Source organism: Methanobrevibacter smithii ATCC 35061 (assembly GCF_000016525.1).
In the GTDB taxonomy this organism is placed as follows: domain Archaea; phylum Methanobacteriota; class Methanobacteria; order Methanobacteriales; family Methanobacteriaceae; genus Methanocatella; species Methanocatella smithii.
Window position 1 is genome coordinate 705756 of the sequence record NC_009515.1, and the last position, 26338, is coordinate 732093.

A 26338-nucleotide genomic window follows, 5' to 3' on the forward strand; every position below is an offset into this window, starting at 1 on the left:
TTATTATCCCTCAATATCAAATAATCAAAATATATGTATTCAATTACATTTATTTTTCTTATTTAATGTATATAAGTAATTTGAAAGTTATTAATATATTTCTTACAAAAAAAAGTAAATCTAATTAAAAATAAAAAAATAAAGTTTTTAATAATTTATTTCCACATTTTAGGATAAATATCTGTTTTCATAAAAACTTTAGAAACATTAACAGCAAATCCTGATTCCAAATCTAAAATCTCATCACTGCTAAATAAAGAATTACCTGAAGCAACCAGTTCACCTTTAAGTGTTTCAATAGCTACTATGGAATTTTTTTGAATATTGTCAGACAGATAAGCTATTCCCCCACTGGCCAAGTTGGCACCGTGACATATTGCATCAACTGCAGAATCTTTAATAACTACTTTTGGCAGGTAATCTGCAGCTCGCTCCATCGGCATAATAGCTTTTCTTAAAAATGACTCGTCACCATCTTCTTTGTAGAAATGATATGCATCAGTAACATCCTGAAGAGTGGATAAATGGTTATCCTCTGTAAATGAACCTACCTGTGTTCTTCTAAGCTCTGCCATGTGTGCACCAACACCAATTGCTTCACCTATATTATGGCAGTAAGTTCTAACGTAAGTTCCAGCTTCACAGCCTATTCTAAATAAGACATCCCTACCATTAATTTCATAGATAGTGGAATAATAAACATTACGTGATCTTAATTCACGTTTAACTGCTGATTTAACCGGAGGAAGTTGGAAAATTTTACCTGTAAACTCATTAAACACTTCACGAATTTTATCCTCATCAACTTCATGATGAAAAGTCATTACACAAACATATTCTTTAGGAGCTGTTAAAAGAAGTTGAATAGCTCTTGTTGCATCTCCAAGTCCTACAGGCAAAACACCTGTAACTTTTGGATCCAAAGTTCCGCCGTGTCCTGATTTCTCCAAATTTAAAATACGTTTTACCCATGAATCAATTTCATGAGAAGTTGGTCCTGACGGTTTATCTAAATTAATAACACCATGAGAAATATAATCTGAAATTTCACGTTCTTCAGGAGCACATCCATATTCAGGATTTGTAAAACTTTTGGATTTTGTAAGAAAGTCTTTCATGAAAAATCACTAAAAATCAATAAATAAAAAAAATAAGTAAATAAAAATAAGTAATGAATAATTTAATTAATTATCCATTTATAAATCAGCTAAAGCTGCTTTAATAGAGTCAGCATCACCAGAAACATCTACAGAATCTGCAGTTGGTTCTAAATGAGCAATGTTACATCTTCTATTTTTAACAGATTCACCGATTACTTCAACGAAGTTTTCGTCGATGATTTCTACGATTGCACATTTTTCGCCAGCTTCTCTACCAGCGGTTTTAACACAAACTCTTCCTACTTCAATTGCTGCCATTATATCACCTTTAATGTTGTTAGAATAATTTTTGTTATACTTTCAGGGTCAAAACTGTCAGTATTAATCATTAAGTCATAAATATCTAAATTACTAATATCTATGTTATGAATATCTAAATATCTTAAAGCTTCACTTTCTTCACGAATTTTAATTTCTTCTTTAGCCACATCAACAGATTTAGATTCTCTTTGACTAATCCTTTGAGCACGAACATCAAGAGGTGCCATTAACCAAAGTTTTAAATCAGCTTCAACAAAATAAGCTGATAGTCTTCCTTCCAATATTAAATTCTCTGAAGATTTAGCAAGTTCAGCTTGTCTTTTATCAATTTCTTTATCGATATTATCATTACTTTCAGCAAACTCACTGAATTCAAGAACAGACATGCCTTTTTCTTCAGCCATAGCCCTAAAAATAGAGCCTGAAGAAACAAAAGGAATACCTAATTTCTCAGACAACAGCTCTGCAGTTGTTGTGGTTCCAGTTCCAGCCAGTCCACCAACAGTAATTATCATTATTTTCTAGCCTCGTTTTTGAAATGTTTACGAGCACAGCTTGAGCATAAATACCCACCATATGGACGGTTAGGTCTTTTATGGGATTTTGCTAATTTATTAATTTCATATGGACGTCCACGTGGAACTCCATGTAATAATTTACCACATTCAGCACAAACATGCTTAGATGGTTTTTTCTTTTTGTATCTTAAAACATTTTCTCCGCCAGGAGTGTTTTTATAAACTCTTTTATATGATCTTGACCTATATCTGTTTGCAGGCATTTAATCACCTAAATTAATTTTAAATAATAAATTTAATAATTGTGTAATAGCGTATTCAAAATAGAATATTATACTATATTGTTTTCATTATTAATAAATACATAGGTTAAGGATTAATTAAAATCCTTGTTTGAAACCTAAAAATTTCCTTAATATTTGACTCATACCAAAGGTACATATGAAATACCAGAATAACCATCCAATATTATATCCGACAGAATGTCCTCCATACATAAAACTACCAATAAAATGCCAAATCGGAGCTAATGATACATAAAATGCACCCGGTGGCATAGAGATAACTAAACCACTAATTGGAGAAGCTCTCATCCAAAAGAATATTAAAATAATTGGGATAAAAGTAACAATCATCGGTTTGAAAGAATTAGTCATCATCTTACTTTGATTTTGCATAATTTCAGCTTGTTGAGCTTGAAGTTTAGCTAATTTCTTTCCATCACCAGATTTTTGAGCTTCCCTAACTTCTTTTTGGTAGTCTTTCATTTTCTGTTGTATTTCATTCATTTCGTCTTGGTCAACTAATAATTTATTAGCTATTGTAGTTATTAATGAAACAATGAATGCAATAACTAAAACAGTCAATGCTGGATTTTGAGGATTTGGATCTAAAGCAAGCAACGGACTGAATATTGCATTTAGTGCCTCAAATACCATGTTAAATATGTCAATCATGAAATTCCTCTATTTATTTAAAACATCCACTAATTTTGAAACTGTAGAAGGTAAATGATTATCGTGATTTTCAATAATTTTTACAGTAGCACCAGTTAATGTAGCATAAGCCATAGATGCTGCCCTGTTCATTTCTTGATGTAATTGAATATCTTTTGCTCTTTCAATATCTCTAGAACGAGTATCATCATTTAATCTTCTGTAAATAATTTCATCAGGATTAGCTTCAATCATAACAAAAAGATTAGGTTGCAATTCATTTAAAACCCAAATTGGAAGACCTGGTAAAAATCCGGATGGAGTATTAATAGTACAATGAGTATCTACAATAACATTTTCACTTTCAGATCTTTCTTTAATTCTTTTTGCTGCTTTTTCTTGAATTTCTTTTTGAACATCTGGAGATAATTTTCTTAAAGCATCCCTATCATCAACAATTTTTTCTTCAATTGCGATTTCAGTCATTATATCTCCATAATTTAAATGAACATAATCTACTTCTTCAAGTGCTTTATTAAGCAAAGTGGTACTTCCAGAACCTGGAATACCTGTTAATACTACCAATTTCAATTTAATCCCCCATTTTAAAAAGATTAATGAAGAAGAATAATTATTCTCCTCCTAAAAATTTCCTAAGTACTGGATTTGCTGACATGAGTTGTTCTTCAGCCATTTCCTCATATATTTTATGTATAATACCAACAGTAAGCAATACACCAGTACCTCCACCTAATGCTCCAGTTAAGTCTGCACAAAATGCAATTATACCAACATAAAGACCACTTATAATGGTAAGTGCCGGAATGTATTTTTTCAATATTTTATATAATTGACGTTTACTGCTTCTGAAACCTGGTATCTGAATACCAGACTTGTAAAGTTGTTCTGAAATTTTCTTAGCATTTAATCCACTAATTTCAACCCAAAGATATGAGAATAAAACTGCACAAAGTAAGAAGAAAAATGCATAGACAATTACACGAACAGGATCAGTTACCAATAAACTAACATCATTCGGTGTAGATAAATATAATGCAATACCGCTTACAGCCTTACCGTTAACAATTTCACCCAAAATTGGGAAACCAATTTTTTGGAAGACACTTGCAAGAAGTGAAACGTTTACAAGCAATGCACTGGTTAAAATAACAGGCATGTTACTTGCATATACAAATTTTAATGGATATTTACCAACAGAACCTCTAATTCTTCCATGTCCCCTTACTGAACCATGAGAAATAGGAATTTCCACTCTCATAGATTCACCATATACAACAACAAAGAATACAGCTGCTGTTGCAATTAATGGAATTAATACTGAAAAGTCAATAGAACTTGACCAGAAGGATTGGATAAATGCAGGAATTGCTCCACCATAAACACCGCCAGGTCCAGGTATGAAACTGAATGTACCTACAATAATGGCTTCACAAACACCAGCTGCAATAAATAAACCAATACCACTACCAAATCCCCATTTGGATATAACTTCATCAAGATAAATTATCAATATTGCTCCAATAACAAGTTGAAGGAATAATACACCAAGATATGAATTATCAATTGGTACTAAACTACCTGTCAATACCAATACACCAGCTTCAAACATTGTGAAGACGATGGATAATATTTTTTGTGTGGCCTGATACTGTGACTTATCCTCAGGAGAAGACAAATCCAAATCTAACAACTTGGAACCAACTAATAATTGCAATACAATTGAAGCAGTTACAATAGGTCCAATTCCTAATGTTAAAATTGAACCGAAACTTCCCGCCATAACTGCTCTTAACTGAGCAAACTGGTCCACTGCTGCAGAACTCAAACCATATAATGGTATTTCAGTTAATATAAAGTATAATACCAAAATAAGAGCAGTCCATTTAAGTTTTTCATTAAAATCTTCATGATGAACAGGAGATTTTACTTCTGGTAAAAACCTAAATAATGGCTCTAAAACTTTTAATGATGACATTTTATTCCTCTAATAAAAAAGAAAAGAAAAAAAGAAACTATAATTCGATAGCTTCTCCTCCCATTTCTTCAATTTTTTCAATAGCTGAAGCAGAAAATTGAGGTGCTGAAATAATGAAAGATTTAGTTATTTTACCTTTAGCTAAAACTTTATCATAACCTAATTCAGTAACATCAATAACAATGGAATCTCCATCTTTAGATGCTTTACCGCTTTCAATTAAATTATCAGCTTGTTCTTCCAAGTAACTTAAATTAACTGGATTTACTTTTTTAATCATTTTTTGAGGTCTTTTGAATCCATGTTTACCATAATGGTCTGGGTCAAATTTTGCAGTCCAAGTCCAATGTTGTTTGGAAGCTCCTGCATTACCTCTACCACCTTTGTTACCTGCACCTCTACGTTTTTTGGTACAGCCTCCACCGTTGGATCTAGAACCTCTGAGTTTATTAATTTTACGTTTTGATCTAATCATCTTATACACCTAAAGCATTCTTTCTGCAAGATCTTTAATATTTTCTCCCCTGTAACCTAAGGATCCTCCTTCTTTAACAGAAAGACGGATGTCTTCGTATCCTTTTCTTGGAGGGTGTAAACGGAATACAGGTTTAATATCTAAGTCCATTAATTTAACTTCGCCAGCAATTACAGCTTTAGCTAATTCATCAATATTTTTGTAATCGGAATTTTCAGCTACATATTCATCAGTAACTTTGTTGTTACCAGTGAATTTACCTCTTTTAGCAATAATTTCAGCTAAAAGATCTGCATCAATTTCACCCCAAGTGATGTAATCCTTAGCTTTTTGAAGCATACCGTTGTAACTTGGAGTATCTTCAACTAAAACTGCATGGCTAATTCTGTTAAGTCTTAACATGTCTAAAGTATCAGCGATGTTTTTAATAACACCAGTAGTTCCTCTAACTCTTATAACTAAAAACATATTTAATCACCGTCTAATATTTAACTCCCATTTTCTTAAGGTCAGCTTCACTAGCTTTAACAGCACTTAAAGTTTTTAAAGCATCGAATATAGCATTAGCAAAGTTTACAGTAGTTTGGGTTTGACCGAAAGATTGAGACCATACATCTTTAATACCAGCAAGATTTAAGATAGTTTTACCGACGTCTCCAACTACTAAACCTACTCCAGCAGGTGCAGGCATAAGGGAAACACTTACACTACTTGCTTTACCTTGTACTTTGAAAGGTACAGTGTGTTCTTTACCACAAACACAACCCCAATCTCCACAACCTCTTCTTACTTTAATAAGGTTGTATTTAGCATTGTCAACAGCTTTTCTGATAGCTGGACCTACCTCTTTAGCTTTTCCTTGACCTAATCCAACATAACCGTTTTTGTTACCTACAGCAACAATTACTCTGAAGTTAACTTTCCTACCAGATTTGTGCATTCTTTGAACTAAGTTAACATCCATTACTTCTTCTTCTAAATCTGGAACTAAAGCATCTACAATTTCTAATTCCATTATAGGAAGACCTTTTTCAAAGATTTCATCAATATCTGTAATGGTTCCTTCTTTAACTAATTTACCCATTTTAGTTTTAGGTTCCCATTCATCTATATTAAAACTCATAGTTATTCCTCTGCCTCATCGATATTCTTTTTGGTTTCTTCAAAGTTTTTAGGTAAATCTGCTGGTTGAAGACCTCTTTCTAAATACTTTGAGAATAATTTTGCAATTTCATCATCATCTAAAGACTCAGCATAGTTTGCTACATGTTCTCCATTAATACGGGATTCATCTGGTAAAACAGCTTCACCATAAGGGATATCTAAACCTGCATCTACAGCACCTTTAAGAGCTGCAAATACTTTAGATCCTTTAATAGCAGATTTTAAACCAATGTCTAAAATTGCAGAGTCAACACCTTTAGCTAATGCTCTTTTAGCACAAAGGTAACCAGTTAAATATACTGCAGAAGTATTACTTGCCCCACCTAAGTAACCGTAATTAGCTAATTGTTTACTTACTGCAGATGCTAAGGTAATATCTCCTTCAGGAGCATAATCAATAACTTGAACAGTTGCATGAGCATTAGAAAGTCTTACAACTAAACGAGATTTGTCATAATCGACTAATTTCATCCTAGCTGCGTAATCAGTTTTTCCTTCTCTTCTCCTTCTAAATGGTACTTTATAATTTGATCCTTGAGCCACGTTTATTCCTCCTATTTAATTAAATCATGGTCACGAGCATATGTTTTCATGTAAGATTTACTTCTGAAAGCACCACCCTTAGCCATTTTATATAATTTACGGTATGTAGTAGCATCAATTTCGTTTGCATCACGCATTTCTTTAAGGTCTTTTCTTAAAGCTCTAATTGTAGTCATCCATTCTTGTTTTTTAGGATTACGAGCTTTTTTAGCTCCTTTTACACTACCTCTACCTTTCCTTTTTCCTTTTTTCTTTTGTTCTGCTAATTTTTTAGACCTGTAGCTACTAATACCTTTTTGAGGTTTAGCTTTAATAGCTCCATTATTTATTAACTGCTTTACACCTTCCCTAGTAATTGCCATGGATACTTCTTCCATTCTTTCAGGATCAATCCATACACGATTGAGTCCTACTTTAAGTATACTAGCAGCTAATCTTTTTTGAGTTGTAAGATTCATATATATAATCCTCCATTTTCAGCATAGCTGATAAATTTAGATAAAAATCTAAATTCCCTTTAAATCAGAAAAATCAATTCAAAAAACCCGGAATTGATTCAACTTGAATAAATGTGAATATAATATTTATTTATTTAAAACTTTAATACCTAATTCTGATGCTTTTTCTAACATCAAGTCTTTTTTCCTTTTACCGATAGAAGCGCTTATTCTTGCAGCGTCAGTAGCTGGGTTTAAGTCTTCTAATTCCGCCATATTATGAACAAGAACATCATTATAACCTGAAGGATGTAAGTCCCTAACAGCTCTAGGAGTTCTATAACCGATAGCAGGCATATCAGGTTTTCCTGCTTCGTATCTTCTCATTTTACTGGTTTTACCCCTAGGACGTCTCCATTTGATTCCAAGTTTTTTATAACGAGCATATTCTTGTCTTTTAAATCTTTTATTAGCCATTTAATCACCAATTCCCTATTCTTTGCTAATTAAATATATTCCATCTTGGAATACTCTAGGATCTCTTCCTTTAATTTTAGTTGCTTGTTCCAAGTTAGCCATGGTTTGACCAACATGTTCCTTATTGATACCAGTAATTGTTACCTCATCACCTTTAACTACTACTTTAGCACTACCTACTACTTTAGCAGTTCTTGGATGTCTTTCCCCGAGGAAATTGTCAATTACTACAACGTCTTTGTTTACTTTCACAGTCATTGGAAAGTGAGCAAATACGATTTTCATATGATATTCAAAACCGTCAGTAACACCAGTAATCATATTACTAATGTGAGCTTTTGTGGTTCCAATCATTGCTTTATCTTTTTTTCTTGGGAATGAAGTTTCTAAAACAACATTGTTTTCAACTTCAGTAATATCCACGTTAGGATATGTAAATTTTCTGGAGTCTTCTCCATTAGGTCCTTTTACAGTGACCTCATTATTATTAATTATAACTTCAACGCCTTCAGGGATTTCAATTTCTTCCCTTATAGCTGCAGCTACTACCATTTTATCACCTAATACATGTAAGCCAACAAACGTCCGCCAATTCCTCTTTCTTTTGCCTCATAATGAGTCATAATTCCTTCAGGAGTTGTAACGATTAAAATACCAAAGTTTTTTGCTGGCAAATATCTTTTTTCAAATTTCTCAAATTCATCTTTTTTAACAGCGTGACGAGGTTTGATAACACCACACTTGTTAATGTTACCTTCTAATTCTACTTTGAATTGACCTGCTCTGTTATCATCAATATATTCAAAATTACCAATGTAATTTTCTTTTTGCATTGTGCTTAAAACTTCTCCAATTAATTTGGATGCAGGTGAAATAACACAAGAGTCTTTTACTTGTAATTCGTTATTTCTAATATTAGTTAAAGCATCAGCAAGTGGATCCATGAGACTCATATTAAAACACCTCTAATTATATTTTTTAAAACCTATTTTAGGAGCTATTTCCCTAAAACATTGTCTGCATAAGCTAAGACCGTACCTGCTAATCATAGCAGAGTGGTCTCCACAACGAGTACATTTTTTTGCAGCTTTTCCATATTTTCTTGGCAAAATATCACCTTAACATTTATTCAGTCACGTAATTGACATTAAAATTATCTTCCATGTATTTCATAGTTTCTTCTTTAGAAATTCTATGTTTTGCTGGAACTTTCTTTTGTTGGATTCTTCTTTTAGCAATCCTGTAACCTGGTTTTTCAAAAGTAACAGATACATTCATACCAAAAATACCAATATCAGGATTATATTTCATACCTGGAATATCAATATGTTCTTTAATACCGAAGGAAAGATTTCCTTGAGCATCAAATTGAGTAGGTTTGATATTTTTATTAATTCCTTCTAAAACCATTTCAATAGCTTTATCAGCTTTTTCCCCACGTAAAGTTAATTTACATGCGATTGGTTGACGTTTTCTAATACCAAATTCAGGGTTGGTAACTTTAGAAAATGTTTTAACTGGAGTTTGATCGAACATTTGTTCTAAAAGGGTAATAGCACGGGATAATTTTTCACCTGCTTCACCGACACCAATGCTGACAGTAGCTTTAGAAATTTGTACTTCGTTCATTGGGTTCATTTATTAACCTCCAATAAAGATATTGCTGGTGCATCTTCACCAACTACAAATGCATAATCTTTTAAAGTTAAAAATTCATCTTTAGCACTATTTTCAATAATAATAGTGTTCGGATTAGAAGATTCGTTTACAATAATTTCAGAAACTGTACCTAATTCACCAGTGTGTTTACCACCAGTAATGAGTACACAAGCACCTTCTTTTAATTCGAAAACTTCATTGATTTCGTGATCAGGTACTTTTAAGTCAATAACATCTCCTACATTGTAATCATTTTCATCAATAATTACGTTTTTACCATCATGAAGGTTTACTTGGATTTTTCCACCTTTAATAGTAGATTTATTAACTATTTTACATAATTTAGAATCGTTTTCTTCAATTTTATTTAATTGTAATCTTCCTTTTTTATCTAAAAGCACTCTATAAACTTCACCAGTTTTTGGGATTTCAATAATATCCATGAAACCAACTGGGAATTTATAATCTTTAATTACTCTTCCATCTACAAGAACATTACCTGAGTTGATGATTCTTTTAGCTTCCCTAGAATTATCAGCTAATTTTAAAATATCTCTAATAACTAAAGTTAAAGATAAAGAATTCTCAATAGAATGTGAACCTGCTGAAGGTTTGACAGTCCAGGTATCTTCTTTAGGATGAATAGGCCAAGTTTTTGGTGCTTTGTATGTTTTTAAATGTTTTCTAGATCCCATTTTAGCCATTTTAATTGTCTCCTGTTACATTTTTAATTCTTCTATCGTCATCCATATCTGCATCAATAATCATTACGTTAGATGGATCTACTGGAAGGAAAACTGCAGTTCCGTCAGGTTTTGATAAAGTTACTTCTTCAATAGTTATTTTGTATGAACCATAGTCCACACCTAAAACTGCACCTTCATGTCCTTTAAAATCTCCACGGAGAACTTGAACTTTGTCTCCTTTCCTAATAGGTAAAGACCTTTTACCAATATCTGCTCTTAAGTCTTTACTTAAAGTAGCGCTCATGTGTTTTCCACGTGCATGAGCAGGAGCATTGTAAAGAGCTTTTCTTTGTTTTCTTGGTTGTTTTGACATTTTTTCACCTATACTAAAATACTTGCTGCACTACCTACACTAGGCCATCTGTCAGCTGCTTCTTTAGCAACAGGACCTCTTACTTCAGATCCTTTTAAGATTCCTTCCGGAGTGATGATAACTGCTGCATTATCTTCAAATTTAACACGAAGTCCGTCAGCACGCATGTATTCCTTTTTTTGTCTGATTACAACAGCGTTTACAACTTCTCTTCTCATGTCAGCAGTTCCTTTTTTAACAGAAGCAACAACTAAATCTCCAACACCAGCAACATCTAATCTCCTTCTTACACCTTTGAAACCTTTTACAGATATAATTTGGATTTCACGTGCACCAGTATTGTCCACACATTGGAGAGTAGCTCCAATTGGTAATGCTTTAGATACATTTGATGTTAATGCTTTCATAACAATTACTCTCCTTTTACTTCAACTAAAACAAAATGTTTAGTTTTACTTAATGGTCTGCATTCTGCAACTTTTACAGAATCTCCAACATTCACACTTAAACAATCTGGTTTGTGAACGTTAATTTTGGATTTCCTTTTTTCATATCTTTCATATTTTTTTATGAATTTATAGTAACTACGTTCGACACTAATGGTCCTTTCTGCTTTGTTACTCACTACAATTCCTTCAAGAACTTGACCTCTTAAAGGTAAAGTTCCATGAAATGGGCAGTTAGGATCATCGCATGTAGTTTCTGGTTCTTGAACATTAAGCCCAACCATATTATCACCGTATTTATATTTTTTTAAATCTTTTTTTTATTCTATCTTCAGGACGAATTGACAAAATATTACCATTAATTTCAACTTTCTCTCCAGTTGGAAGTTCGAATACAAATATTGAACCCTTTTTTGGAATTATTTTTTCAACATTATCGTCAACTTCAATTTTAATGGTATTCTTTGTCTCATCAATAACAGTTCCTTTTAATCTAAGAGACTCGTTAGATACACTAGTAACACTTACACTTAATCCTATAAACTCATGATGGACTAAATTATTTACCGTAATCATATTTGCATCTCTTAAAAAACTGTAATCAGCAAAAAATTATAAAATTTTTATTGAAATGTATCGAAGAGATGAATTACCTTCTTCTTTTTTTATTATTTTTTTTAGATTCACGAATTTCTATTGTATCTGATGAAAAACCCATGTCAGATAAAACTTCTTTGACTCTTACTTTATGACCCCCTTGAAGTTCTATTTGACCGTTTTTAGAAGTACCTCCACAAGCACATTTTGCCTTGAGAGTTTTTGTAAGTTCTTTAATATCAATATCGTGTTCATCTATACCTTCGATAATAGTCATGAGTTTTCCGAATCTTCTCCTTACTGTAAATACTTTAACAGTTTGAACTTCACGTGCAATTTCTTCACACACACAAAGTTCTTCCGGAAGCCCACAGACATCACAGATTTTTGACATTTAATTCTCCTTCTGTTTTTCATTCAATATTGTAAGAACACGAGCAATTGTTCTTTTCAATTCTCTAATTTTTCCTGGGTTTTCAATTACCCCAGCAGCTGCACTTTTAGAAACATTTTTGGATAATTCAGCTCTGAGTTCAACTAATTTATCTTGAATCTCATCAACTTCCATGTCCCAAATTTCTTTACTTCTTAAAATCGCCATTGTTCCAACTCTTTTGAAATAATTAAATTTTTAATAATTTAACTATCCTCTTTTGCTTCTTCAGCAGATTCCTCTTCAACAATCTCTTCTAATTCATCGAGGTCTTCTACTTCTTCCACAATTTCTTCTTCCACGATTTCTTCGCTGTCGTCAAGTTCTTCAACTTCAACTACTTCATCGTCTTCAATAATTTCCATTTTTGGAGGAAGAATCTCAACTGAATCAGGTAATACAGTTTCTGGAGGCATGATTCTTACATATATACCAAGTACACCTGGTTTTAATTGAACTGTAGCAAATCCTTCTTCAACTAATCTGATTGATGGTTCACCACATTTTTTGATGTAACCTTCAACAAATTTAGCTACAGCAGATCTTGAACCTCTGATTTTACCAGAAATAGTAACTTCTACACCTTGAGCTCCAGCGCCCATGATTCTACGAATGGTAGAGTAAGCAACTCTTCTGAAATGCATACCTCTTTGTAACATGTTAGCTATTTTATAAGCCATGATTTTTGGGTTGAGTTCAGGAACACTTACTTCTTTAACTTCAATTTGAGGATTGTCTAAACCGAAGTCATTTTTAAGAGTGTTGGTAATAGCCCTTACGTTTTTTCCACCTCTACCAATTACCATACCAGGCCTTTCTGCATAAACAACAACCATAGTACCTAAAGGTGTAATTTGAACATCCATACCACCGTATCCTGCTCTTTCAAGTTCTTTTTCTAAGTATTCATCAATTCTGGTTCTTTTAAGGCCCTCAGTGACGAAATCTTTTTCTATCATTAGTTAGCCTCCTGTAATACTATTTGGATATGAGTAGTTGGAGTGTTGAATGGGGTCATCCTACCGAATGCTCTTGGAATAACTCCAGGAAGTACAACTCCTCTGTGACTGGAGATATGTTCAATGAATAAGTTTTCAGTGTCCATACCTTTGTATTCAGCATTAGCTTCAGCATTTTCTAAAACTTTTAATACTTGTTCTGCTGCTTTTACAGGGTATCTACCTGCTGCCCATCCTTCTTGTCCTTTTCTGTGACCAACTTGTCTGTTGTGTCTTTTGAAAGGAACAGATTTTTTCATATCAATAACATCTTCCAAATAATTTTTAGCTTTAGTTACTTCCATTCCTCTTATTGCATTGCAAATTTCAACACAGTGTTTTGGAGAAATCTTAAGAGATTTTGCCATAGCACGTGCAGTTTTTGCTTCATTAGTTTCTTTATTATAAGCATATTTATTAGCCATGATCTAATCTCCCTATTTAAGTGGTACAAACATAGATGATCTTGTAGCTCCCATACCTGGGTCTCCATGTTGAACTTTTTGTCTTGTTGGTGCAAATTCACCAAAGTAACAACCGATCATTTCCGGTTCGATTGTAACTTCAACAAAGTTTTGACCATTGTAAATTCCGAAAGTTGTTCCGACCATTTCAGGTAAAACAATCATATCTCTACAATGGGTCCTGATTACAACAGGCCTGCCATCTTTGCTGCCTTCTTTATTTAACTTTCTCATTTTATCCAAAACAATTTGTTGTCTTGGTAAAAATCCTCTTTTTAAAGACCTTCTTTGTCTTGCAGGGAATAATTCCATTACTTCCTCTAAAGACATGTCTTGTAATTCTTCAAGAGTATAACCTTTATATTTAAATATTTTTCTTGCCAATGAAACACCCTCTATCTATCTTTTTAATCCTGTTCTTTTAGCTGCAATTGAACCAACTTTTCTTCCTGGTGGTGCATGTCTTGAAACAGTAGTTGGACGACCAGGATGTTGCCTGTTACCTCCCCCGTGAGGGTGATCAACAGCGTTCATAGCTACTCCTCTTACGGTCATGAACTTCTTACCTTTAGCTTTGTAAGCATGCCATCTGTTACCAGCTTTAAGGAATGGTTTTTCTTTTCTTCCTCCTCCAGCTACAACACCGATACTTGCACGGCATCTTGGGTTGAGGTATTTTAATTCACCAGATGGTAATTCTACAACAGATTGATTAGCATCATGAGTAATTAAAGAAGCATAAGTTCCAGATGATCTTACAAAACGACCTCCGTCTCCAGGAGTATTTTCAATATCATAAATAGGAGTTCCTTCTGGAATTTCAGCAAGAGGTAAAGTATTACCAAATTTAATAGGAGCAGAAATACCACATTCAATTTCATCATCGATTTGAATGCTTTCAGGTGCTAAGATAAATTTCTTTTCACCATTTTCAAATTTCACTTCTGCAATTGGAGCAGTTCTTGCTGGGTCATGTACAATATCAGTAACGATTCCTTTAATACTACCTTCTTTTTCTAATGCATCGTAAGATCTGTATCTGATTTTATCTTTAAAACGATGAGAAGCAACACGGTGAGCAGGAGTTCCTCTTCCTCTTCTTTGAATTATTAATCGTTTTCCCATTATAATTCCTCCTTAGAATACTCCTATTTTGACAGCAAGTTCTTCTGCCATTTCTTCTTCAACAAGTTTAATAAATGCTACTTTATTACCACGAGGAGTGATATGAGTAGTTACTCTAGCTACTTTTTCTTCGTATAACTCTTCAAAAGCCCTTTTAATTTGACCTTTGTTAGCGTCACGTTTTACAACAAAAGTAATCTCATTGTTTTTATCGATTAAATTCATGGTTTTTTCAGTAACATGAGGTTTAATAATAATTGAGTATGAATCCATAATAATCACCTTATTTATCCAAAATTATTGGAATAAACCTCCTAATTTTTCAACAGCTGATTTAGTGAAAATAGTGAGTCTTCCTGGGTGAGTACCTGGTGCTAATAATTCTGCATTTAAGTTTTCAACAGTTACTACATCTACACCAGCATGGTTTCTTGCACCTAATTTGATACCGTTATCTTCACCGACTACTAAAAGAGGTCCTTTTACTTTTTTGTATTTTCTTCCTCTAGTTTTACCCCTACCCGCTCTTATTCTTTTACCTTCTTTAGCACGGGTAATGTCGTCGTAAACTCCTAAGTTTTGGAAAATTTCACGAGTTTGTTTAGTAGTTTTTACAGAACAAATATCATCTTCAACAATAATAGGTACTTGTTCAAGGTCTCCTAATCTGTGACCTCTGTTTTCAACAAGTTCTTTATTTGCAGTAGCTGCTACAGCAGACCTGATTGCAAATCTTCTTTCTTTTATGTTGATTTTTTCGTGATGATTTTTTTCAGCTCTTGTAGGATGTGCACGTCTACCACCAACAGCCATTGGTACGAATGCTGCTTTGGAACCGTTTTTGATCCTAGGTACTCTAGCTGTACCTCTACCAGATCCCCAACCTTTTGCAGAAGTTCTTTTACCTGCTTCAGGGTCATTACCCCATGGTTGTACTCTAGCGGTTTGTGCTGAAATAACAGCCCTTTTTATTAAATCAGGCCTGTATTCTTCATTAAAAATAGCTGGAAGTTCAATTTCTTCTTTAACTTCCCCTTCCATTGAATAAACATTTGCTTTCATGATTAGACCCCTTGTTTAGATTTTGTACTTATGTAGTTTATTTGAGGCATGTCCTCAGATTTGTTATTAGGCCTAATAGGTTGTCTTAAAATAACCAATCTTTTAGATGGACCTGGTAATGAACCTTTTACTAAAACATAGTCGTTTTTAACAAGACCATATTTTACAAATCCACCGTCCGGATTAATTTGATCAACTTCATCAGCAGATGCGATTTTTAAGATTTTTTTATTGAACTCAGTTCTTTTATGGTATCCCATTTGACCTGCTTGTGCTACGGTCCACATGGTTCTTGATGGAGTCCAAGGTCCAATAGAACCTACGTGTCTTCCTTTACCTGCTCTTACAGCTTTACCATATTGAATTCTGATTCCCCATCTTTTAACTACACCTTGGAATCCTTTTCCTTTAGTAGTTGCAATTGCATCTACAAATTGACCTTCGTTTAAGATGTCACTAGCTTTTACTTCATTACCTAATAATTCTAATGCAGTATTTAATTTTTCTTCAGGATTTGCTCCTCCAATACCACATTCAAATATGTCTGGTTTTTTCTTAGGTACGCTAGTTACTTTTGGATTAGTATGGACTAAAACTTTAATATCTTCAGTTTTGTCTAATACACCTTGTATTTTTGCAATAGCTTCAGATTTATTGTATTCTTTAGGAAGAGAAATTTTCCTTGAGAGTTCTTCATCTAAATTATCTGCAAGTACTTCGGTGATCACTTTTAATCCACGAGAAGTTTTTTCGTATGCTCTAATTCCCATTACTACGACTGGAGGTACTTCCAATACGGTTACTGGAGTGAAAACATCCATACCATTAGTTGGAGAGTTTTTGTCAGAATCAGTCACTAAAGCGTGAGTCATACCGACTTTATAACCTGCGAGGCCGAGTAATTTTGGTTCGTCATTTTGTGGCCAAGATTTTATCCTAGGGGTTTCTTTAGCTGCTCTTTTCCTTGGACTAAAAGCAACAGACCCTTTTCTTGGCTGGTGATGTCTTACCATTTATTTTACCTCCTTAACTAATATTTTCCTTTATTTTATTATATTCAAATTTTTAAACAATAGCTATAAATAGCTATTTTCAGATTTGGACAATATTACACCAAGTATAATATTATCCGAGTAATAAATAACCGCAATAATATCACAGTTAAATAAACATTAAAGTTTAATATATTCTTTTGAGCGAAATTAATTGAAACATAATTAAGCGCTCGTTTAATGTATAAACTATTCTGCGCTAAGTAATTTTTAGGAGAGTCCTAAAAACATCAATGTATAAAAAGTTGAGCAAATTATCTATTAGCCATGTATAAAAACTAATAATATATAAAGAGAATTAAAATCTCAAAATGTTGAATAAAGAAAGTGTAGCGACAACTGCCTCTTCAGTTCTGACAGTTTCAGTTCCTTGGTTAGGTACAGTATTTAATTTAATATGTTCCCAATTACCACTAGAAACATCTTCCGGAATTGAAGAATATGGGCCACCAAACAAAATAGCAATATTTTTAAATTCATCTACTTTAAGTTTTAATTCATCAAAAATAGAATCAATATAATCCCCATATCTTGTAGTTTCAACAATAAAATCTGGTTTAATTAATTTTAAGCTATTTTTAAGACTCTTATTAGAAGATATTACATTATATCCCCAGTAAATGTCATCTGGTTTATCAGGTGTGACTATTACTTCTTTCTTAGCAATTTTTGTAATCTTAAAGTTAAAAATTTTCTTAACAGTAAGTTGCTCTTTGCAGAATGCAAGTTTATCCATACCTATATCCACAAAAGTTCCTTTCTTATTTCTTTTAACAGTAAATCCCTGTCTATAGTCGCCCACGTCTGGTTGACTATTTACTGGATGATGAGGAGCTCTAAGTGGTGGAAGAATACCTACATGCTTAAGTTCAGGTCTTATAGGAAATGCACTTTTCCTCAAATACTGAGGAGTGTTCATATAATTTAAAACTTCAGCAATGAATTCTCCATCTTCTTCCCCATTTTCATTTTTAATATAGTCATCATTATAAATAACAACATTATCAATCTGAAATACTGCTAAAGCTCTGCCTAAAATTCCCACTTTAAAAGTACGAACTTTAAGATCTTTAGATTCAGACAGAAAAGAATTCGGAATAAATACAGATAGCTCATCTTTATACATTATTTTAATATTAGTAAAATAAAGTATATAAAGATTTCCCTACATTTACATAGCTATCACTAATAGACTTATACATTTTATAAATATTATATCAATTATAATATCCGTAGCCATCTTATTATGCTACCAACTTTTATACTCATAAGGAATATATTAATATAATATATAGATTATGTAGTATATAAAGGTATTGTTTTTCTATTTAAAATAAGTAAAATTTAAAGAAAAGCTCGAATTACTATTACTTCAACATTTGCAGATTCCCTTGTATGAAATTCATAAATTTTAGGAATAGGAAAATTATATCTGAAAATATGAGTAATTTCCAAATCATTTTTTTCAAAATAGCTAATTAAAAACTCTTCAGTTGACGCCATGTGAAATGAATACAAAACTTTTGGAGACAGTTCAATAGCCTTACTGATAAATTTTAAATCAGCACCTTTTTTTGCATTTTTTTGTGATCCGAATGGAGGATTTTGAAAAATAGTATCAACATCAAAGTCATTTTCCAAATCACAAATATCACTGCATATAAAATTAACATCCCCGCAATAACTGCTGGCCAGATCAGTTGAATCCTTATCAATATCCACACCAATAGCTGAAGCTGCACCTAATAATTTAGATGCAATTGCAAATATTCCTGTTCCGCAGCCTAAATCCATTACTTTTTTATCTGCGATATCCCCTAAAGAATATGCATTCCACAGCAAATCTGCTGCAATAATGGCAGGTGTAGAATACTGTTCCAGGTCTACTTTCGGATTTGGATGCTTTGGAACCTTTTGTATGGCCATTTCCAAATGTTTCTTTTTAGTAATTTTCTTCATCTAAACAACATATTTAATTATTATTTCTTATATAATTATATTATTAATAAAAATTAAAAAGAGGTTTCGAATGTTTGAAAAGATATTAATTGCAAATAGAGGAGAAATTGCAATAAGAGTTATGCGTGCCTGTCGTGAGCTTGATATCCAAAGCGTAGCTATATACTCTGATGCAGATACAACATCTCTTTATACAAACTATGCTGATGAAAGCTATCCTTTAGGTAACCCTTCTCCAGCCAAGTCTTATTTAAATATAGAAAAAATCATAGATATTGCACTTGAATCCGGATCAGATGCTATTCACCCAGGATATGGATTTTTAGCTGAAAACCCTAAATTTGGTGAAGCATGTGAAAAAAATGGAATTAAACTTATAGGACCTACAGGTGATGTAATCCATCAAATGGGAGATAAAATAACTTCAAAAGCTCTTATGAAAAAAGCTGGAGTTCCTGTTATTGAAGGTACTCCTGAAGGAGTTAGTGACATTGAGGAAGCTAAAGAAATAGCCAGACAAATTGGATATCCTGTAATTGTAAAAGCTTCTGCAGGTGGTGGGGGAATTGGTATGCGTGCTGTTTATGAAGAAGATGAATTAGTACGTGCAATTGAATCTACCCAGTCTGTTGCTTCTACAAACTTTGGAGACTCAACTGTATTTATTGAAAAATACCTTGAAAAACCTAGACACATCGAATTTCAGTTATTGGCTGATGAACATGGAAATGTTATTCATGTAGCAGACAGGGAATGTTCCATCCAAAGAAGACATCAAAAGTTACTTGAAGAAGCTCCTTCTCCAATTATGACTGAAGAGCTTAGGGCTGAAATGGGAGCAAGTGCAGTAAAAGCTGCAGAATATATCGGCTATACCAGTGCAGGTACTGTTGAATTCCTGTACGACAACGGCCAATATTACTTCCTTGAAATGAACACACGTATTCAGGTAGAACACCCAATTACAGAACTTGTTACCAATACTGATTTGATTAAAGAACAAATAAAAATAGCTAATGGTGATGAACTCAGTTACGAACAAAAGGACATACAAGTATCAGGTCATGCAATAGAATGTCGTATTAATGCAGAAGACCCGTTAAATGACTTTGCACCTAACCCTGGTAAAATTACCGGTTACAGGTCTCCTGGAGGACCTGGTGTACGTTTAGACAGTGGAGTTTATATGAATTATACCATTCCTACTTTCTATGATTCAATGATTTCAAAATTAGTAACCTGGGGAAGAACCAGAGACGACTCCATAGCCAGAATGAAAAGAGCATTAAGCGAATACATTATTTTAGGAGTTAAAACTACAATTCCATTCCATAAAGCTATCTTAAGAAATCCTAACTTTATCAGCGGTGACTTAAACACTCACTTTATTGACCAATACAAAAACGGTATTGAAAGTGAAATGGTTAATGTAATTGCAGAAGATTTGGAAAATGTAAATAAAATGAAATCCACTTTCATGCCAAGTAAAAAAATAGCTGCAATTTCTGCTGCTGTTGGATCTTACTTAAATACTGCTAAAAACCAACAAATGAATAAAAAATAAATTTGGGGATTTACAAATGCAAAATGAAATAGTAAAGCTATTAAAAAAAGAGGGAAAATTATCTGAAAAAACTATTGATGAATTAAGCAATATTGAAATTAGTGATTTTTCCGATTTAGTTAGAGAACTTGGAAAAGAAGAAACTAAGTATATTAAAAGGGACAAAATCTCAAAAAATCTAAATACCAAATACATTGGTAAAGATATGTATATATTTAATGAAGTAATGTCCACAAACACAATAGCTAAATTTTTATCAATGAACGGCGTTGGAAACGGGGCAGTTGTAATTTCTGAAAAGCAAACAAAAGCTAGAGGACGATCAGGTAAAAATTGGGAATCTCCTCTTGGTGGTGTTTGGTTGTCAATTATATTGAATCCAAATGTAACCCACTCAAAAATCCCATTAATTACCCTTGCAACTGGTGTAGCTGTTGAAAATACATTAAAAAGAATAGGCATTGAAAATGCTGAAATAAAATGGCCTAATGACATTTTAATTCAGGATAAAAAAGTGTGCGGAATACTAACCGAAGCTATAACCAGCTTTAACACTATTGAAAGTGTCATCATTGGTGTTGGAATTGATGCAAACATAAATACTGAAAACTTCCCTCAGGAATTGCAGGAAAACATGACAACATTAAATGAGGAAATAGGTGAAAAAGTTGATGAAAACCTTCTAATTAGGTTATTCTTAGAAGAATTTGAAAAAATCAGCGAACAGTTCATAAATGAAGAATACGAAACTATCTTAAAAGAATGGAGAAAAAACTCCTATACCATCGGAAAAATCGTAGAAGTGCATGAACCATTTAGCAAACCTTATGACGGTTATGTTTTAGGCATCAGCAGAGACGGATCATTAGTTGTGGAAAAAATTGACGGAACTTTAGAAAAAGTAATATCTGGAGAATGTATAATTAAGAAGTAAATACAATCTCCCTGCATTTATCTTCATTTGTAACTACTTCCTGTAGCTTATTAAATGAAGATTCTATTTTTTTATTTAAATCATTTAAATCTAAATTAAATGCATCTTTTGTAGACAAATCAAATCTTATTGTTGTAGATGCACCAGGCATTGAAACTGGGGGAATTGTAATAATTCCATGCTCTTTTAATAATATAAATGCAAAAATAAATGCCAAATCATCATCAGATAAATTATGTGAAACTTTGATTTCATTAGCTAAATCATGAGATGAAATCATGACCCCTGTCGGAGTTTCACTAAAAGCATTAAAATTCTTATTTAATAATTTAAACAGCTCTTCTTTTCTTGAAAATCCTCTAATTAAATTTTCACCATTGAAATTTTTAATACCATTAACCATAGCTAAAATAGCTGGCGGTTGTGCTTCAAGACCAAACTGGTTAGCTTTAACTTTAATTTTATCAACTAAATCTTTACGACCAGCCATCAATCCTCCTCTAGGACCTGGCATTAATTTATCAGTACTTGTAATTGTAATATCTGCACCTAAATCACAGGCTTTTTTCTGGTTAAATACAACAGTTCTAAGTCTGGCTCCTGATGCATCATCGACCATGACCGGAATATTTTGTTCGTGAGCCATTTCAATGACTTTTTTGAAAATATCTTCATCAATTACTTTATGGTCCATTGTTGAGCCTGTTACAACAACTAAAGAAGTATTTTCAGGTATTTCAAATTTATCAAAATCATCAGTTTCAAAATAATTAGCTTTAACTAATTCACAACTTCTTGGAATAGACGGATGAGCCGGCAATTGGGCAAGGTAGTGAACTACATTGGAACCTTCATCAACTAATGAAAGAATAGTGGCCAATATACCTGAAGAAGTTCTGTTAAGTGGAAGAATTTTTTCTCCACCTAAATGTTTTTTTCCAACTTCCTGAATTTCATCCTCAAAAATAGCCGGTCCGACATAAGTTTCAAGTAAGCTTAATTGGGATGATGAAGCAATAAATCCTCCAGATAAACCTGTTAAATCATATAATTCATTACGACCTTTAGTTTCAATGATGTTTTTTATAATAGATAAAGCATTTTCTCTTTTTTTAACTTCATCTAAAGAATTGTTAACTATCATCTAATCAGAGTCGAATTCTAATGTAAAGTCTTTGAAAGCTTCAACAAATGCTTTTAAATCTTTTTCAGGTACTGGCATTTGAACAAACTGTTCGTTTTCAGGTTCCTCATAGGAATATTCCGCATCAGTAATTTTACCTTCAGGTGTTGTCCACAAAATTAAGCTGTCACTTAATTCTTCAGGTTTTTTGTTAGGGAAAAATATTTCTACAGAAGCTCCTAACTGTACAAAAAACTTTTCTTTTTCTTCATCACTTTTATTTACTTTTTTGATTTTTCTTACTCTTGATTTCAATTTTTTTTCAGCAAGTTCATTTATATCTGGCATTTATAACACATCCTGAAACTTTATTTATATATAATCTAAATTATAGTTAAAATTCACATATTATATAAGCATTCTTATTTGATTTAAAAATCAGTCATATAAACTGTTGCCTTCACTATCCATAGCTACTATAAGCGGTCCAAAATCTTTAACTTTCAAATTCCACATAGCTTCCGGCATTCCTAAATCCAGCCAGTCAACACTTTCAATTTCTTCAACTGCATCAACATAAAGTGCTGCACATCCACCAGTAGCTACAACATACAATGCATTGTTTTTAACTAAAGCTTTCCTTACTGTATCATCCATTCCTCCCTTACCTATTACTATTTTAGGCCCCATATCAATAACATCACTTTGATAAGGATTCATTCTCATGGAAGTGGTTGGACCTACAGCTACCATTTTATATCCGTTTTCATCTTCAGATATAATTGGTCCTGCATGAAATATTGCTGCACCTTCAATATCCAACGGAGCACCCTGTTCCAGAATTCTTTTATGTGCTTGGTCTCTTGCAGTGATAATATTTCCAGTTAATGTAATTACATCTCCAATTTTTAAGTCAGTTAAATCTTCGTTTTTAACCGGCACTTTAATATTTTTTTCCATTTGGTCACCTTGTAAATTATTATAAATATATAAAATTTTTAGCTTTTATAAATTTAATGGGTAGACACCAATGCTCTTTTCAAAACTTTGGTGATTTAAAATTTTCTGATAAAAATTAGTTTAAAATTTTTAATCCTGTTTAAAAAACTTAAAATAATCGGAATTAATGACTTATTATGTTTCGAATCAGTTTTTTAAGAAAAAATTTTCTAGTTTTTCTTCATTTATTTTATAATTATCAATAATTTTTCCATCTTCCATATGCAAAATATGGGAACACACTTCCATTATTAATTCAAAATCATGGGTGATGATAAATGAAGTAACACCTAATTTTTGAAGATAAACTAAATTTTCGCTAACTTTCATCATATTCTTCAAATCAAGCCCACTTGTCGGTTCATCAAAAATCAGAAATTCCTTACCTGAAGCAATAGCAGATGCAATGGCAACTCTTTGCTTTTCACCGCCGGACAATGCCATAGGGTGCATTTCTTTTAGATGAATCAGATTTAAGTTTGTTAAAATTTCCTCAGCAACACAGATATTTTCATCATCCATACTCAGCAATACTTCATCCAGTACACTTTCAGTGAATAATTGATGATTAACATCCTGCATCACCATATATGTCTTTTTAAGCAGGTCCTTTCTTTTCAAATGATTATCTCCCCAAATAATTTCCCCTTTGCAGGACTTTTTAAGTCCACATAGACAATTTGCAAAAGTAGATTTTCCAGCACCATTTTTTCCAATGACTGCAATTATTTCATTTTTTGGGATTTTAACTTCATCAATATTTAATACCTGATTTTTGCCATATTTAAAATTAAAATTTTTAAGTTCAATCATTTCATGATTATTTGAATAATACTCACTATGATTAACAACCAATTTTTTCAAATTTAATTGTCTTAAACCGTAATCCCTATGGTCAATATGTCTGAACTGGTCCATAGACCATTCATTAGTAATTTGCCCTTTTTCCATAAATATAACTCTATCAACAACATTACTTAAAAAGAACAGTTTATGTTCAGCTACAATAACCGTTTTTCCGGATTCTTTCCATTTCTTAATAATATCTTCCAAATCCCAACTAGATTCCGAATCTAAATTTGATGAAGGTTCATCAAGAACAAATATGTCGGGAAAAACTGCAGATACTGATGCTCCGGCAATTTTTTGTTTTTCGCCACCAGACAGTTTAAAAATGTTTTTATCAAGAAGATGCTGTAATTTAAAGTCGTTTACAACATAATTCAATCTATTTTTTATTTCATCAGTATTCATTGCAAGATTTTCGCACCCGAAAACTATTTCACTTGTTGTATCCACATTGAAGAATTGTGTTTTTGGATTTTGAAAAACAGAACCTACATATCTTGATATTTCATAAATTGGCATTTCACTTATTAAATTACCATCCAAATATACATTTCCCTGTCTTGTTCCATCGAAAAAGTTGGGAATAATTCCATTTATCATACGCGTTAATGTTGTTTTTCCGCAACCGGATTCACCACAAAGCAGAATGACTTCACCTTTTTCAATATTCTGATTAATATCTGCCAGATTACAGTTATTCTTACTGTTGTCATATGAAAATGAAACATTATCTATTTTAAGCAAAAAAGACACCACCTAAAAAATAATATACATAAACTCCCAAACCGATTAATGAAACTGTCAGTAATGTATAATCTATTTTATTTAATTTAACTTCCATAAAATGAGTTCTGGGTTCAGGATTACTTAATCCCCTTGTTAAAGAAGCTGCAGAAAGTTCATCTGCTGTTTTAATAGCGCTGACCAGAATAGGAATCATATAAAATTCCACCAGTTTTAAAGGATTTTTCAATGATTTAACATTCAAACCAAAACCTCTCATTTTCATTGCATTAGTTATTGATTTAATTTCTTCATAAACTGACGGAATATACCTAAAGATAACTGAAAGCGGAATAGTAACCTCTTTTGGAATATTACTTTTTTCCATGGACACTATAAATTCACTCACTTTTGTTGTTGTGACTGTATAATACCCCATCATCAAAACAGGCAACATTCTAGTGGTCGTATAACTAAACATTATCATCAATATTGCAATTATGCCTGTTGCAGTTGGAAGAAGATAAATCTGAATATATTTTGCAACAATATACATTAAAATATAACTTAAAGCAATACCAATACGATTTGAAAAAAATAAACAAATAAATGGAATTAAAACTAAAATTCCACTAATGTATAACGGCACTTCATTAAAAACCATGAAACTTATCAAAACCAAAATTATAATTTTAGTTCTTGGATCCAATTTAAAATTTAGTTTTAATCCCATAATATCACCTTAGGCAATACCTGCTTTTTCAAAATGTTTTTTCAAAACAATTTTTCCAATATATGCACCGATTAAAGCAACAACAAATGTAGCAATTATCAAAATAATCAGCATTTCATTTGTTAAAAACGGTAAAATTACATTTACATAGTCAGTTCCCATTGACGCACGAATTGATTCAACAAAATAATCTCTTAAAATGTAAAACGGTAGCATATTACCAAATATTCCCAATGAGAAAAATCCATAACTGATAATTGAATTTTTAATAGAGGAATAATCTCCAATTTTTAAAACTACATCAGCCACCAATCCACAAAGCGTATAGACTACAATTGGAATCCATGTGTGACCGCTTAAAAACATTACAATTCCCAAAACCAAACCCAACAATGAAGTCATTCCAAATTTATCAACTCTTGTTAAAAACAGCATATATGGAATTCCTGCAATTAATGCTACAATGACCGGCAATGCAATCATCAGTATTGGGATATATCCCAGCATTCCAAAAATAAAAATTGAAACTGTCAGTATCACTGCAAAAATACCTACAGTGATTAAATCTTTTACATTTAACATTTTACTCATTA

At 32.4% G+C, this 26338-nt stretch carries 41 protein-coding genes; 2 read left to right on the forward strand and 39 right to left on the reverse strand.

Going from position 1 to position 26338, the window contains the following annotated elements:
• Window positions 1-155: 155 nt before the first annotated feature.
• The 33 genes from MSM_RS03655 to MSM_RS03815 all read right to left on the reverse strand — a co-directional run bounded on the left by MSM_RS03655 (window position 156) and on the right by MSM_RS03815 (window position 18820).
• Window positions 156-1118 carry an RNA-guided pseudouridylation complex pseudouridine synthase subunit Cbf5 gene (locus MSM_RS03655; RefSeq protein ID WP_011954073.1) on the reverse strand — a complete coding sequence of 321 codons (963 nt, stop codon included), beginning with the start codon at window positions 1116-1118 and terminating at the stop codon, window positions 156-158.
• A 78-nt stretch (window positions 1119-1196) separates the two neighbouring features.
• Entirely contained in the window at window positions 1197-1418 is a 222-nt protein-coding gene (locus MSM_RS03660; protein ID WP_004033248.1) for a 50S ribosomal protein L14e, read from the reverse strand.
• The gene (cmk, locus tag MSM_RS03665; RefSeq protein ID WP_004033247.1) at window positions 1418-1936 is read right to left on the reverse strand and encodes a (d)CMP kinase; all 519 of its coding nucleotides are present in this window, start codon (window positions 1934-1936) and stop codon (window positions 1418-1420) included. The genes MSM_RS03660 and cmk overlap by 1 nt, the downstream gene beginning before the upstream one ends.
• Window positions 1936-2202, reverse strand: coding sequence for a 50S ribosomal protein L34e (locus MSM_RS03670; protein ID WP_004033246.1), 267 nt, complete (start codon window positions 2200-2202; stop codon window positions 1936-1938). The genes cmk and MSM_RS03670 overlap by 1 nt, the downstream gene beginning before the upstream one ends.
• 117 nt (window positions 2203-2319) lie before the next feature.
• On the reverse strand, window positions 2320-2895 hold the full coding sequence (locus MSM_RS03675) for a DUF106 domain-containing protein (RefSeq protein WP_004033244.1): 576 nt from the start codon (window positions 2893-2895) through the stop codon (window positions 2320-2322).
• A 9-nt stretch (window positions 2896-2904) separates the two neighbouring features.
• Window positions 2905-3465, reverse strand: coding sequence for an adenylate kinase (locus MSM_RS03680; RefSeq protein WP_004035455.1), 561 nt, complete (start codon window positions 3463-3465; stop codon window positions 2905-2907).
• Window positions 3466-3505: 40 nt separating this feature from the next.
• Window positions 3506-4870 carry a preprotein translocase subunit SecY gene (gene secY / locus MSM_RS03685; protein ID WP_011954074.1) on the reverse strand — a complete coding sequence of 455 codons (1365 nt, stop codon included), beginning with the start codon at window positions 4868-4870 and terminating at the stop codon, window positions 3506-3508.
• Between the two features lie 37 nt (window positions 4871-4907).
• Window positions 4908-5345, reverse strand: a complete 438-nt coding sequence (locus MSM_RS03690) for an uL15m family ribosomal protein (RefSeq protein ID WP_011954075.1) — start codon at window positions 5343-5345, stop codon at window positions 4908-4910.
• A 9-nt stretch (window positions 5346-5354) separates the two neighbouring features.
• The gene (locus tag MSM_RS03695; protein ID WP_004033237.1) at window positions 5355-5813 is read right to left on the reverse strand and encodes a 50S ribosomal protein L30; all 459 of its coding nucleotides are present in this window, start codon (window positions 5811-5813) and stop codon (window positions 5355-5357) included.
• Between the two features lie 13 nt (window positions 5814-5826).
• Window positions 5827-6468: a 30S ribosomal protein S5 gene (gene rpsE, locus MSM_RS03700; RefSeq protein WP_004033235.1), complete on the reverse strand. Its 642-nt coding sequence runs from the start codon at window positions 6466-6468 to the stop codon at window positions 5827-5829.
• Between the two features lie 2 nt (window positions 6469-6470).
• Window positions 6471-7052, reverse strand: a complete 582-nt coding sequence (locus tag MSM_RS03705; protein WP_004033233.1) for a 50S ribosomal protein L18 — start codon at window positions 7050-7052, stop codon at window positions 6471-6473.
• Window positions 7053-7063: 11 nt separating this feature from the next.
• The gene (locus MSM_RS03710; RefSeq protein ID WP_004033231.1) at window positions 7064-7510 is read right to left on the reverse strand and encodes a 50S ribosomal protein L19e; all 447 of its coding nucleotides are present in this window, start codon (window positions 7508-7510) and stop codon (window positions 7064-7066) included.
• Between the two features lie 126 nt (window positions 7511-7636).
• On the reverse strand, window positions 7637-7966 hold the full coding sequence (locus MSM_RS03715; RefSeq protein WP_004033229.1) for a 50S ribosomal protein L32e: 330 nt from the start codon (window positions 7964-7966) through the stop codon (window positions 7637-7639).
• 15 nt (window positions 7967-7981) lie between these two features.
• Window positions 7982-8518, reverse strand: coding sequence for a 50S ribosomal protein L6 (locus MSM_RS03720; protein WP_004033227.1), 537 nt, complete (start codon window positions 8516-8518; stop codon window positions 7982-7984).
• An 8-nt stretch (window positions 8519-8526) separates the two neighbouring features.
• The gene (locus MSM_RS03725) at window positions 8527-8919 is read right to left on the reverse strand and encodes a 30S ribosomal protein S8 (protein WP_004033225.1); all 393 of its coding nucleotides are present in this window, start codon (window positions 8917-8919) and stop codon (window positions 8527-8529) included.
• A gap of 12 nt (window positions 8920-8931) precedes the next feature.
• Window positions 8932-9075, reverse strand: a complete 144-nt coding sequence (locus MSM_RS03730) for a 30S ribosomal protein S14 (protein ID WP_004033224.1) — start codon at window positions 9073-9075, stop codon at window positions 8932-8934.
• Between the two features lie 16 nt (window positions 9076-9091).
• Window positions 9092-9604, reverse strand: a complete 513-nt coding sequence (locus tag MSM_RS03735) for a 50S ribosomal protein L5 (protein WP_004033223.1) — start codon at window positions 9602-9604, stop codon at window positions 9092-9094.
• Complete coding sequence (locus tag MSM_RS03740; protein WP_004033222.1) at window positions 9601-10329, reverse strand: 30S ribosomal protein S4e; 729 nt, start codon at window positions 10327-10329, stop codon at window positions 9601-9603. The genes MSM_RS03735 and MSM_RS03740 overlap by 4 nt, the downstream gene beginning before the upstream one ends.
• Window position 10330: 1 nt before the next feature.
• Complete coding sequence (rplX, locus tag MSM_RS03745) at window positions 10331-10684, reverse strand: 50S ribosomal protein L24 (RefSeq protein WP_004033221.1); 354 nt, start codon at window positions 10682-10684, stop codon at window positions 10331-10333.
• An 8-nt stretch (window positions 10685-10692) separates the two neighbouring features.
• A complete protein-coding gene (locus tag MSM_RS03750; RefSeq protein ID WP_004033220.1) occupies window positions 10693-11091 on the reverse strand; it encodes a 50S ribosomal protein L14 in 399 nt (132 codons plus the stop codon).
• Between the two features lie 5 nt (window positions 11092-11096).
• On the reverse strand, window positions 11097-11414 hold the full coding sequence (locus MSM_RS03755) for a 30S ribosomal protein S17 (RefSeq protein ID WP_004033219.1): 318 nt from the start codon (window positions 11412-11414) through the stop codon (window positions 11097-11099).
• Between the two features lie 13 nt (window positions 11415-11427).
• Window positions 11428-11706, reverse strand: a complete 279-nt coding sequence (gene rnp1 / locus MSM_RS03760; protein ID WP_004033218.1) for a ribonuclease P protein component 1 — start codon at window positions 11704-11706, stop codon at window positions 11428-11430.
• A gap of 73 nt (window positions 11707-11779) precedes the next feature.
• On the reverse strand, window positions 11780-12121 hold the full coding sequence (gene yciH / locus MSM_RS03765; protein ID WP_011954076.1) for a stress response translation initiation inhibitor YciH: 342 nt from the start codon (window positions 12119-12121) through the stop codon (window positions 11780-11782).
• Window positions 12122-12328: a 50S ribosomal protein L29 gene (gene rpmC, locus MSM_RS03770; protein WP_004033214.1), complete on the reverse strand. Its 207-nt coding sequence runs from the start codon at window positions 12326-12328 to the stop codon at window positions 12122-12124. It lies immediately after the preceding gene.
• A 38-nt stretch (window positions 12329-12366) separates the two neighbouring features.
• Window positions 12367-13119 (reverse strand): 30S ribosomal protein S3, encoded by a 753-nt coding sequence (locus tag MSM_RS03775; RefSeq protein ID WP_004033213.1) that lies wholly within the window; start codon window positions 13117-13119, stop codon window positions 12367-12369.
• Entirely contained in the window at window positions 13119-13583 is a 465-nt protein-coding gene (locus MSM_RS03780) for a 50S ribosomal protein L22 (protein ID WP_004033210.1), read from the reverse strand. The genes MSM_RS03775 and MSM_RS03780 overlap by 1 nt, the downstream gene beginning before the upstream one ends.
• Window positions 13584-13595: 12 nt before the next feature.
• Window positions 13596-14006: a 30S ribosomal protein S19 gene (rpsS, locus tag MSM_RS03785; RefSeq protein WP_004033209.1), complete on the reverse strand. Its 411-nt coding sequence runs from the start codon at window positions 14004-14006 to the stop codon at window positions 13596-13598.
• Between the two features lie 15 nt (window positions 14007-14021).
• Window positions 14022-14747 (reverse strand): 50S ribosomal protein L2, encoded by a 726-nt coding sequence (locus tag MSM_RS03790; RefSeq protein ID WP_004033206.1) that lies wholly within the window; start codon window positions 14745-14747, stop codon window positions 14022-14024.
• Window positions 14748-14759: 12 nt separating this feature from the next.
• Window positions 14760-15020, reverse strand: a complete 261-nt coding sequence (locus MSM_RS03795) for a 50S ribosomal protein L23 (protein ID WP_004033205.1) — start codon at window positions 15018-15020, stop codon at window positions 14760-14762.
• A 24-nt stretch (window positions 15021-15044) separates the two neighbouring features.
• Window positions 15045-15809, reverse strand: a complete 765-nt coding sequence (gene rpl4p, locus MSM_RS03800; RefSeq protein WP_004033203.1) for a 50S ribosomal protein L4 — start codon at window positions 15807-15809, stop codon at window positions 15045-15047.
• 2 nt (window positions 15810-15811) lie between these two features.
• Entirely contained in the window at window positions 15812-16822 is a 1011-nt protein-coding gene (gene rpl3p / locus MSM_RS03805; protein WP_004033201.1) for a 50S ribosomal protein L3, read from the reverse strand.
• Between the two features lie 337 nt (window positions 16823-17159).
• Window positions 17160-17987 carry a putative RNA uridine N3 methyltransferase gene (locus MSM_RS03810; RefSeq protein WP_011954077.1) on the reverse strand — a complete coding sequence of 276 codons (828 nt, stop codon included), beginning with the start codon at window positions 17985-17987 and terminating at the stop codon, window positions 17160-17162.
• Window positions 17988-18205: 218 nt separating this feature from the next.
• Window positions 18206-18820, reverse strand: a complete 615-nt coding sequence (locus MSM_RS03815) for an METTL5 family protein (RefSeq protein WP_011954078.1) — start codon at window positions 18818-18820, stop codon at window positions 18206-18208.
• Between the two features lie 70 nt (window positions 18821-18890).
• On the opposite strand from MSM_RS03815, the gene MSM_RS03820 reads away from it, so the two are divergent.
• Together MSM_RS03820 and MSM_RS03825 are read left to right on the forward strand one after the other, a co-directional pair.
• Window positions 18891-20384 (forward strand): acetyl-CoA carboxylase biotin carboxylase subunit, encoded by a 1494-nt coding sequence (locus MSM_RS03820; RefSeq protein WP_011954079.1) that lies wholly within the window; start codon window positions 18891-18893, stop codon window positions 20382-20384.
• Window positions 20385-20400: 16 nt separating this feature from the next.
• Window positions 20401-21318 carry a biotin--[acetyl-CoA-carboxylase] ligase gene (locus tag MSM_RS03825; protein WP_004033191.1) on the forward strand — a complete coding sequence of 306 codons (918 nt, stop codon included), beginning with the start codon at window positions 20401-20403 and terminating at the stop codon, window positions 21316-21318.
• Here MSM_RS03825 and MSM_RS03830 read toward each other — a convergent pair.
• From MSM_RS03830 to MSM_RS03855, 6 genes are all read right to left on the reverse strand, one after another.
• A complete protein-coding gene (locus MSM_RS03830) occupies window positions 21308-22462 on the reverse strand; it encodes a TIGR03576 family pyridoxal phosphate-dependent enzyme (RefSeq protein ID WP_004033189.1) in 1155 nt (384 codons plus the stop codon). The genes MSM_RS03825 and MSM_RS03830 overlap by 11 nt on opposite strands.
• Complete coding sequence (locus MSM_RS03835) at window positions 22463-22789, reverse strand: hypothetical protein (protein ID WP_004033187.1); 327 nt, start codon at window positions 22787-22789, stop codon at window positions 22463-22465.
• Between the two features lie 90 nt (window positions 22790-22879).
• On the reverse strand, window positions 22880-23401 hold the full coding sequence (locus tag MSM_RS03840; RefSeq protein WP_004035464.1) for a FumA C-terminus/TtdB family hydratase beta subunit: 522 nt from the start codon (window positions 23399-23401) through the stop codon (window positions 22880-22882).
• Between the two features lie 186 nt (window positions 23402-23587).
• Entirely contained in the window at window positions 23588-25033 is a 1446-nt protein-coding gene (locus MSM_RS03845) for an ABC transporter ATP-binding protein (protein WP_011954080.1), read from the reverse strand.
• The gene (locus MSM_RS03850) at window positions 25026-25745 is read right to left on the reverse strand and encodes an energy-coupling factor transporter transmembrane component T (RefSeq protein WP_011954081.1); all 720 of its coding nucleotides are present in this window, start codon (window positions 25743-25745) and stop codon (window positions 25026-25028) included. Before MSM_RS03850 ends, MSM_RS03845 begins: the two co-directional genes overlap by 8 nt.
• 9 nt (window positions 25746-25754) lie before the next feature.
• Window positions 25755-26336 (reverse strand): MptD family putative ECF transporter S component, encoded by a 582-nt coding sequence (locus MSM_RS03855; protein WP_011954082.1) that lies wholly within the window; start codon window positions 26334-26336, stop codon window positions 25755-25757.
• Window positions 26337-26338 lie beyond the last annotated feature (2 nt).

Bases quoted from the DNA above. Each gene is read 5' to 3' on its own strand.
- MSM_RS03835 (WP_004033187.1), bottom strand. From the start codon at position 22,789: ATGCCAGATATAAATGAACTTGCTGAAAAAAAATTGAAATCAAGAGTA.
- MSM_RS03660 (WP_004033248.1), bottom strand. From the start codon at position 1,418: ATGGCAGCAATTGAAGTAGGAAGAGTTTGTGTTAAAACCGCTGGTAGA.
- MSM_RS03695 (WP_004033237.1), bottom strand. From the start codon at position 5,813: ATGTTTTTAGTTATAAGAGTTAGAGGAACTACTGGTGTTATTAAAAAC.
- MSM_RS03655 (WP_011954073.1), bottom strand. From the start codon at position 1,118: ATGAAAGACTTTCTTACAAAATCCAAAAGTTTTACAAATCCTGAATAT.
- MSM_RS03675 (WP_004033244.1), bottom strand. From the start codon at position 2,895: ATGATTGACATATTTAACATGGTATTTGAGGCACTAAATGCAATATTC.
- MSM_RS03810 (WP_011954077.1), bottom strand. From the start codon at position 17,987: ATGTATAAAGATGAGCTATCTGTATTTATTCCGAATTCTTTTCTGTCT.
- MSM_RS03775 (WP_004033213.1), bottom strand. From the start codon at position 13,119: ATGATAGAAAAAGATTTCGTCACTGAGGGCCTTAAAAGAACCAGAATT.
- MSM_RS03820 (WP_011954079.1), top strand. From the start codon at position 18,891: ATGTTTGAAAAGATATTAATTGCAAATAGAGGAGAAATTGCAATAAGA.
- MSM_RS03840 (WP_004035464.1), bottom strand. From the start codon at position 23,401: ATGGAAAAAAATATTAAAGTGCCGGTTAAAAACGAAGATTTAACTGAC.
- rpl3p (WP_004033201.1), bottom strand. From the start codon at position 16,822: ATGGTAAGACATCACCAGCCAAGAAAAGGGTCTGTTGCTTTTAGTCCA.
- rpsE (WP_004033235.1), bottom strand. From the start codon at position 6,468: ATGAGTTTTAATATAGATGAATGGGAACCTAAAACTAAAATGGGTAAA.
- MSM_RS03855 (WP_011954082.1), bottom strand. From the start codon at position 26,336: ATGAGTAAAATGTTAAATGTAAAAGATTTAATCACTGTAGGTATTTTT.
- MSM_RS03825 (WP_004033191.1), top strand. From the start codon at position 20,401: ATGCAAAATGAAATAGTAAAGCTATTAAAAAAAGAGGGAAAATTATCT.
- rpmC (WP_004033214.1), bottom strand. From the start codon at position 12,328: ATGGCGATTTTAAGAAGTAAAGAAATTTGGGACATGGAAGTTGATGAG.
- MSM_RS03795 (WP_004033205.1), bottom strand. From the start codon at position 15,020: ATGGATTCATACTCAATTATTATTAAACCTCATGTTACTGAAAAAACC.
- MSM_RS03815 (WP_011954078.1), bottom strand. From the start codon at position 18,820: ATGAAGAAAATTACTAAAAAGAAACATTTGGAAATGGCCATACAAAAG.
- MSM_RS03690 (WP_011954075.1), bottom strand. From the start codon at position 5,345: ATGATTAGATCAAAACGTAAAATTAATAAACTCAGAGGTTCTAGATCC.
- MSM_RS03850 (WP_011954081.1), bottom strand. From the start codon at position 25,745: ATGGGATTAAAACTAAATTTTAAATTGGATCCAAGAACTAAAATTATA.
- cmk (WP_004033247.1), bottom strand. From the start codon at position 1,936: ATGATAATTACTGTTGGTGGACTGGCTGGAACTGGAACCACAACAACT.
- MSM_RS03780 (WP_004033210.1), bottom strand. From the start codon at position 13,583: ATGGCTAATAAATATGCTTATAATAAAGAAACTAATGAAGCAAAAACT.
- secY (WP_011954074.1), bottom strand. From the start codon at position 4,870: ATGTCATCATTAAAAGTTTTAGAGCCATTATTTAGGTTTTTACCAGAA.
- MSM_RS03725 (WP_004033225.1), bottom strand. From the start codon at position 8,919: ATGAGTCTCATGGATCCACTTGCTGATGCTTTAACTAATATTAGAAAT.
- MSM_RS03790 (WP_004033206.1), bottom strand. From the start codon at position 14,747: ATGGGAAAACGATTAATAATTCAAAGAAGAGGAAGAGGAACTCCTGCT.
- rnp1 (WP_004033218.1), bottom strand. From the start codon at position 11,706: ATGATTACGGTAAATAATTTAGTCCATCATGAGTTTATAGGATTAAGT.
- MSM_RS03755 (WP_004033219.1), bottom strand. From the start codon at position 11,414: ATGGTTGGGCTTAATGTTCAAGAACCAGAAACTACATGCGATGATCCT.
- MSM_RS03735 (WP_004033223.1), bottom strand. From the start codon at position 9,604: ATGAACCCAATGAACGAAGTACAAATTTCTAAAGCTACTGTCAGCATT.
- MSM_RS03720 (WP_004033227.1), bottom strand. From the start codon at position 8,518: ATGGTAGTAGCTGCAGCTATAAGGGAAGAAATTGAAATCCCTGAAGGC.
- MSM_RS03750 (WP_004033220.1), bottom strand. From the start codon at position 11,091: ATGAAAGCATTAACATCAAATGTATCTAAAGCATTACCAATTGGAGCT.
- rplX (WP_004033221.1), bottom strand. From the start codon at position 10,684: ATGTCAAAACAACCAAGAAAACAAAGAAAAGCTCTTTACAATGCTCCT.
- rpl4p (WP_004033203.1), bottom strand. From the start codon at position 15,809: ATGAAAGCAAATGTTTATTCAATGGAAGGGGAAGTTAAAGAAGAAATT.
- MSM_RS03715 (WP_004033229.1), bottom strand. From the start codon at position 7,966: ATGGCTAATAAAAGATTTAAAAGACAAGAATATGCTCGTTATAAAAAA.
- MSM_RS03830 (WP_004033189.1), bottom strand. From the start codon at position 22,462: ATGATAGTTAACAATTCTTTAGATGAAGTTAAAAAAAGAGAAAATGCT.
- MSM_RS03710 (WP_004033231.1), bottom strand. From the start codon at position 7,510: ATGAATCTTACAACTCAAAAAAGATTAGCTGCTAGTATACTTAAAGTA.
- MSM_RS03670 (WP_004033246.1), bottom strand. From the start codon at position 2,202: ATGCCTGCAAACAGATATAGGTCAAGATCATATAAAAGAGTTTATAAA.
- yciH (WP_011954076.1), bottom strand. From the start codon at position 12,121: ATGTCAAAAATCTGTGATGTCTGTGGGCTTCCGGAAGAACTTTGTGTG.
- MSM_RS03740 (WP_004033222.1), bottom strand. From the start codon at position 10,329: ATGGCTAAAATGGGATCTAGAAAACATTTAAAAACATACAAAGCACCA.